Source organism: Zoogloea ramigera, assembly GCF_006539865.1.
Taxonomy (GTDB): Bacteria; Pseudomonadota; Gammaproteobacteria; order Burkholderiales; family Rhodocyclaceae; genus Zoogloea; species Zoogloea ramigera.
Window position 1 is genome coordinate 50342 of sequence record NZ_BJNV01000026.1, and the last position, 6893, is coordinate 57234.

The following is a 6893-nucleotide window of genomic DNA, read 5'->3' on the forward strand; positions in this document are numbered from 1 at the left end:
CGAACCGACCCCCAAAGGAAGAGAAGAACAATGAAGATCATCATCCTCGGCGCCGGCCAGGTCGGCACCTCGGTGGCAGAGAGCCTCGTCTCGGAGGCCAACGACATCACCGTCGTCGACTACGACGGCGAACGCCTCGCCAACCTGCAGGAGCGTCTCGACCTGCGGGTCGTCACCGGCAACGCCGCCTCGCCGTCCATCCTCGACCGCGCCGGCGCCGCCGACGCCGACCTGCTGATCGCCGTCACCCAATCCGACCAGACCAACCTGTGCGCCTGCCGGGTCGCCAAGACCCTGTTCAACGTCCCGACCCGCATCGCCCGCCTGCGCGCCGCCGACTACGAGGACCACCCCCAGCTCCTCGACGACACCAACTTCGCCGTCGACCACTCGATCTGCCCCGAGCAGATCGTCACCGACTACATCCGCAAGCTCATCGAGTTCCCCGAAGCCCTGCAGGTGCTCGAGTTCGCCGACGGCATGGTGACGATGATCGCCATCCGCGCCTTCGAAGGCGGCCTGCTGGTCGGCAAGCCCCTGAAGACCATTCCCGAGCGCCTGCCCAACATCGACACCCGGGTTGCCGCCATCTTTCGCCAGGATCAAGCCATCTCGCCGACGGGCGACACCGTCATCGAGAGCGGCGACGAAGTCTTCCTGATCGCCGCCAGCACCCACATCCGCCGGGTGATGACCGAACTACGCCGCATGGACAAGCCGATCCGCCGCATCATCATCGCCGGCGGCGGCAACATCGGCCTGCGCCTCGCCAAGGCCATCGAGAAGAACGTCGCGGTCAAGCTGATCGAACGCGATCGCCGCCGCGCCGAACAACTGGCCGCCGAACTCGAACGCACCGTCGTGCTGCGCGGCGACTCCACCGACGAAGCCCTCCTCGACGCCGAGAGCATCGAGGAGACCGACATGTTCCTCGCCCTAACCAACGACGAGGAAGACAACATCATGTCGGCCTCGCTGGCCAAGCAGATGGGCGCCCGCCGCACCCTCGCGCTGATCAACCGCAAGTCCTACGTCGACCTCGTGCAGGGCGGGCGCATCGACATCGCCATCTCGCCGGCCCAGACCTCCATCGGCCAGCTCCTCGCCCGCGTCCGCCGCGGCGACGTGGCCGCCGTGCACAGCCTGCGCCGGGGCGCCGCCGAGGCCCTCGAGCTGATCGCCCACGGCGACGCCAAGCACTGCAAGGTGATCGGCCGCAAGCTCGAGGAGCTCGACCTCCCCGACGGTGCCACCATCGCCGCCATCGTCCGCCAGACCGGCAAGAGCCGCACCGAATACCGCGAGCTGGTGGCCTACGAGGTACCCATCGTCGAGGTCATCATGGCCCACCACGACACGGTGATCCGCGCCGACGACCACGTCATCGTCTTCTGCACCAGCAAGAAACTCGTCGCCAAGGTCGAAAAGCTGTTCCAGGTCGGCTGGGGATTCTTCTGATGGATGCGCTGCTCCCCGTCGCCAATGTGCTGGGCCGGCTGCTGTCGATCTTCAGCTTTGCGTACCTGATGCCGATCGCCGCCGCCATCTACTACAACGATGGCACCACCGCCGACTTCGTCGCGGCAATGGTGATCTCCCTGCTCGGCGGGCTGACCCTCTACTTCACCACCCGCGCCAACTACCGCGAGCTCAAGCCCCGCGACGGCTTCCTGCTGGTGTCTTCGGTGTGGGTGCTGATGGCTTCAATCGCCACCATCCCCCTGCTCCTGGTGTACGACACCATGAGCTTCACCGACGCCTTCTTCGAGACCATCTCCGGCCTCACCACCACCGGCGCGACGGTGATGACCAACCTCGACCACGCGCCGCCGGCCATCAACCTTTGGCGGCACGAGCTCAACTGGCTCGGCGGGATGGGCATCATCGTGCTGGCGGTCGCCGTCCTGCCGATGCTGGGGGTTGGCGGCATGCAGCTCTACAAGGCCGAAACCCCCGGCCCGATGAAGGACGCCAAGCTCACCGCCCGCATCGCCGACACCGCCAAGGCCCTGTGGCTCGTCTATGTCGGCTTCACGATCGCCTGCACGCTGCTGCTCCAGCAGGCTGGCCTGTCGTGGCTGGACGCCATCTGCCACACCTTCGCCGCCATGTCCCTCGGTGGCTTCTCCACCCGTGACGCCAGCGTCGGCGCCTTCGACAACCCCCAGGTCGAGTTCATCCTGATCGTCTTCATGATGATCGCCGCGATGAACTTCGCCACCCACTTCCTGGCCATCCGCGGGCGTGACCTGCGCACCTACTGGCGCGACATGGAAGTGCGCGGGGTGATCGGCCTGATCGTCGCCTCATGCTTCGGCGTGGCGCTCTATGTATGGCTGGAAGGCACCTACGAGGACTACCCCACCGCGCTGCGCCACGTCAGCTTCAATCTCGTCTCCATCGGCCTGTCCTCTGGCTTCGTCAGCCAGGACTACGAAAAATGGCCGGTATTTGCCCCCTTGTGGATGATGTTCCTCGCCAACATCACCTGCAGCTCCGGCTCCACCGGTGGGGGCATCAAGATGATCCGCACCCTGATTCTCGCCAAGCAGGCCAACCGCGAGCTCACCCGGCTGGTGCACCCCGCCATCGTCAACCCGGTCAAGGTTGGCGGCAGCCCGATCCCCAACAACGTGGTCATCGCGGTGCTCGGCTTCATCTTCCTGTACTTCATGAGTGTCGTGATGCTCACCTTTTTGCTGATCCTCAGCGGGCTCGACTTCATCAGCGCCCTGGGGGCCGTGGTGGGCAGCATCACCAATGCGGGGCCGGGCCTCGGCGTGGTCGGTCCGTCGTCCAACTACGCCGGCCTCACCGATTTCCAGACCTGGGTATGCAGCTTCACGATGCTCCTCGGCCGTCTCGAAGTGCTGTCGCTGGCCGTGGTGTTCACGCCGCAGTTCTGGCGAAAGTAGGACGTGGGGAATGGGTAGCAGGTAATGGGAAGTGGGCGCTGCTGAACGCGGCTGCACTGACGATCAGCCGCACCCCACTTCCCAATACCCAATCCCCACTTCCCACTTCCTACTCCCCATTCCCCAAAAAGCGGATAATCCCGCCTTTGCCGCCCTGCGCGGTGCTGCTGCCGAGGATTCCACGTGAGCCGTCCGAAGAACGACACCTTCCTGCGCGCGCTGATGCGCCAGCCCACCGACTACACCCCGCTCTGGCTGATGCGCCAGGCTGGCCGCTACCTCCCCGAATACCGCGAAACGCGCAAGCGCGCCGGCAGCTTCCTCGACCTCTGCAAGAGCCCCGGCATGGCCTGCGAAGTCACGCTGCAGCCCCTCACCCGCTACAAGCTCGACGCCGCGATCCTCTTCTCCGACATCCTCACGGTGCCCGACGCCATGGGCCTGGGCCTGTACTTCGCCGAAGGCGAGGGCCCCAAGTTCGAGCGCCCGCTGAAGGAAGAATGGGAGATCCGCAACCTCGCCGTGCCCGACCCCAACATCGAGCTCGGCTACGTGATGGACGCCGTCGCCGAGATCCGCCGCGCCCTCGACAACTCGGTGCCGCTGATCGGCTTCTCCGGCAGCCCGTGGACGCTCGCCTGCTACATGGTCGAAGGCGGCGGCTCCGACGACTACCGCAAGGTCAAGGGCCTGCTCTACAGCCGCCCCGACCTCATGCACCACATCCTCGGCGTCACCGCCCAGGCCGTCACCGCCTACCTCAACGCCCAGATCGAAGCCGGCGCCCAAGCCGTGATGATCTTCGACTCCTGGGGTGGCGTGCTGGCCCATGACGCCTACCGCGAGTTCTCCCTCGCCTACATCCGCCAGATCGTCGCCGGCCTCACCCGCGAAAAGGACGGCGAGCGCGTCCCGTGCATCGTGTTCACCAAGGGCGGCGGCCTGTGGCTGGCCGACATCGCCGACTGCGGCACCGACGCAGTCGGCCTCGACTGGACGGTGGACATCGGCGCCGCCCGGCGCCTGGTCGGCGACAAGGTCGCGCTGCAGGGCAACCTCGACCCGGCCGTGCTGTTCGGCAGCCCCGAGGCCGTCGCCGCCGAAGCCCGCAAGGTGCTCGACGCCTACGGCCCCAACCCCGGCCACGTCTTCAACCTCGGCCACGGCATCTCCCAGTTCACCCCGCCCGAGAACGTCACGGTGCTGGTCGACACCGTTCACAGCTACAGCCGCCAGCTGCGGGCCCAGGCCGGCTGAGAGCCTGCGATTCAGTAATACCCAAGGGCCGGCCCGCGCCGGCCTTTTTGTTTCCGCGGCACCGAAAACGAGATGGGCAAAGAAGCCCCCGTCAAGCAGAAAATTTGTCGAACAGGGCTTGACTTGTACACAGCGACAGCCCGTGTTTCGATCACGTTACAGAAACCTTTCTCACGCACTACGCATTTTTCAAGTCTTTGTTTTTAAACGATATAATTTTTGTGCAGGAATGAGGCAGAGCAGGCGGAAGGCTTGCTGGGAGCGGGTTTTGAGGTACTTTACCCACGTTCCCCACAAAGTTATCCACAGATTTTGTGGACAAGGCCAAATACCCGCTTCACGCCAAAGGTTTCAGGGTCGTTTCCCACCCAGAACTTCACGAAACGCAGCCAACCCCTTGAAACAAAAGCCATTTAACCCTGGTTTGCAAAACGCTCCACAAAACCGCCCATGAGCCCCGCCATCGTCCGCGTAGCGCTGCCCGTTCCGCTGCCCCAATGCTTTGATTACACGGCAGAAAGCATCGCTCCCGGCGACCTCGGGCGGTGCGTGCGGGTGCCCTTCGGGCGTGGTGAGAAGACCGGCCTGATCGTCGCCCTGCCCGATGCCGCCGAGCTGCCGGTCGAGCGCCTCAAGCCCGTCATCGCCATCCAGCGCGAAGCCCCGGCCCTGCCAGCCGACTGGCTGGCCCTGGTGGAATTCACCGCCCGCTACTACCAGCACCCCCTCGGCGAAGTCGTCGCGATGGCCCTGCCGCCGCGCCTGCGCCGGGCCGATGCCGTGGCCGGCGCCGAAGCCGACCCACTCCTCGAGCTCAGTGCCGCCGGGCGCCAGGCCCTCGCCGACAGCAAACGCGAGAGCCGCGCCCTGGCGCTGCTGCGCAGCCTCGACGCCGACGGCCCCAGCCGCCGCCAGCTGCTGCGCGATCACCACGGCCCAGCCGTCTCCGACGCCCTCAAGCGCGGCTGGATAACCCCCGGCAGCGCCGCCGACCCGGCACAGATGGCCGGCGCCCCCACCCTCACCGACGAACAGCAGGCCGCCGTCGCCAGCCTCTCGGAAGGCTTCGGGTGCTTCCAGCCCTTCCTGCTCTTCGGCGTCACCGGCAGCGGCAAGACGGAGGTCTACCTGCGCCTCGTGCAGCAGGTCATCGCCGGCGGCGGCCAGGCCCTGATCCTGGTCCCCGAGATCGCCCTCACGCCCCAGCTCGAAGGCCGCGTGGCCGGGCGCTTTCCGGCGGCGCGGGTGGTCAGCCTGCACTCGGCGCTGGCCGAAGGCGCCCGCTCCCAGGGCTTCGTGCAGGCCATGGAGGGCCGCGCCGACATCGTGTTGGGCACCCGCCTGTCGGTGTTCACGCCGCTGCCGCGGCTCGGCCTGATCGTCGTCGACGAGGAACACGACGCCAGCTACAAGCAGCACGAGGGCGTGCGCTACTCCGCCCGCGACCTCGCCATCTGGCGCGCCCGCCAACGCAGCGTGCCCATCGTGCTGGGCTCCGCCACGCCGTCCCTCGAAAGCTGGCACGCCGCCGAGACCGGCCGCTACAAACGCGTCGAACTGGCCAGCCGCGCCGTTGCCGCCACCCTGCCCAAGGTGCGCCCGGTGGACGTGCGCCGCGAGAAGCTCCAGCACGGCCTCTCCGAGCACCTGCTGCGGGCCGTCGAGGTGCGCCTGCAGAAGGGCGAGCAGAGCCTCATCTTCCTCAACCGGCGCGGCTACGCCCCGGTGCTCTCGTGCCCGTCCTGCGGCTGGGTCAGCCGCTGCCCGCACTGCACCGCCAACATGGTGCTGCACCTGGCCGACCGGCGCCTGCGCTGCCACCACTGCAGCTTCGAGGCCGGCATCCCGCTGGCCTGCCCCGACTGCGGCGACCAGGACATCCAGCCCTTCGGCCGCGGCACCCAGCGCCTCGAAGAGACCCTCGCCGAACGCTTCCCCACCGCCCGGGTGCTGCGCGTCGACCGGGACGCGGCACGCACGCGCAGCCAGTGGGACGCCCTGCTCGAGCAGATCGGCAACGGCGAGGCCGACATCCTGGTCGGCACGCAGATGATGGCCAAGGGGCACGACTTCCCCAAGCTCACCTTCGTCGGCGTGCTCAATGCCGACTCGTCCCTCTTCGCCGCTGATTTTCGTGCCCCCGAGCGGCTGTTCCAGCAGCTCATGCAGGTGGGCGGCCGCGCCGGCCGCGGCCAGCTCCCGGGCGAGGTGATGGTCCAGACCCAGTACCCCGACCACCCCCTCTACCAGTGCCTGGCCCGCCACGACTTCCAGCGCTACGCCGCGCTGCAGCTCGACGAGCGCAAGCAGGCCCGCTTCCCGCCCTTCGCCGCCAACGCCCTGCTGTGCGCCACCGCCGACGAGGTGGGCACCGCCCTCGACTGGCTCAAGGCCGCCCGCGCTGAAGCCCTGCCCTACGCCCAGGCCTTCGGGGTGATGGTGTTCGACCCGGTGCCGATGCGCATGGTCCGCCTGGCCCGCCGCGAACGCGCCCAGCTGCTGGTCGAAGCCCCCGCCCGCCCGGCCCTGCAGGCCTTTCTGAGCGCCTGGAGCGAGCGCCTGTGGGCCCTCAAACCCCCGCGCGTCCTGCGCTGGCACCTGGACGTGGACCCGGCCGAAGTCTAGCGGCCTGTCGGGCCTGGATAACCCTGGAGCGACAAGGCCAGGCGTCGATGTGCCAGCGGGCGTGTAGTGCTCCCACCCTCCGGGTGAGCGTCGGCT

Annotated in this window: 4 protein-coding genes; all 4 read left to right on the top strand. The window is 67.5% G+C overall.

Translation table 11 applies throughout. From position 1 onward, the window contains the following. Window positions 1-30 precede the first annotated feature (30 nt). The 4 genes from trkA (at window position 31) to ZRA01_RS09310 (ending at window position 6797) form a co-directional block, all read left to right on the top strand. Window positions 31-1458 carry a Trk system potassium transporter TrkA gene (trkA, locus tag ZRA01_RS09290; protein WP_141351522.1) on the top strand — a complete coding sequence of 476 codons (1428 nt, stop codon included), beginning with the start codon at window positions 31-33 and terminating at the stop codon, window positions 1456-1458. Next, window positions 1458-2915 (top strand): TrkH family potassium uptake protein, encoded by a 1458-nt coding sequence (locus ZRA01_RS09295; protein WP_174851605.1) that lies wholly within the window; start codon window positions 1458-1460, stop codon window positions 2913-2915. Before trkA ends, ZRA01_RS09295 begins: the two co-directional genes overlap by 1 nt. 183 nt (window positions 2916-3098) lie before the next feature. Then, window positions 3099-4172 carry a uroporphyrinogen decarboxylase gene (gene hemE, locus ZRA01_RS09305; RefSeq protein ID WP_141351526.1) on the top strand — a complete coding sequence of 358 codons (1074 nt, stop codon included), beginning with the start codon at window positions 3099-3101 and terminating at the stop codon, window positions 4170-4172. A gap of 450 nt (window positions 4173-4622) precedes the next feature. Next, the gene (locus ZRA01_RS09310; RefSeq protein WP_141351528.1) at window positions 4623-6797 is read left to right on the top strand and encodes a primosomal protein N'; all 2175 of its coding nucleotides are present in this window, start codon (window positions 4623-4625) and stop codon (window positions 6795-6797) included. The last annotated feature ends 96 nt before the right edge of the window (window positions 6798-6893 follow it).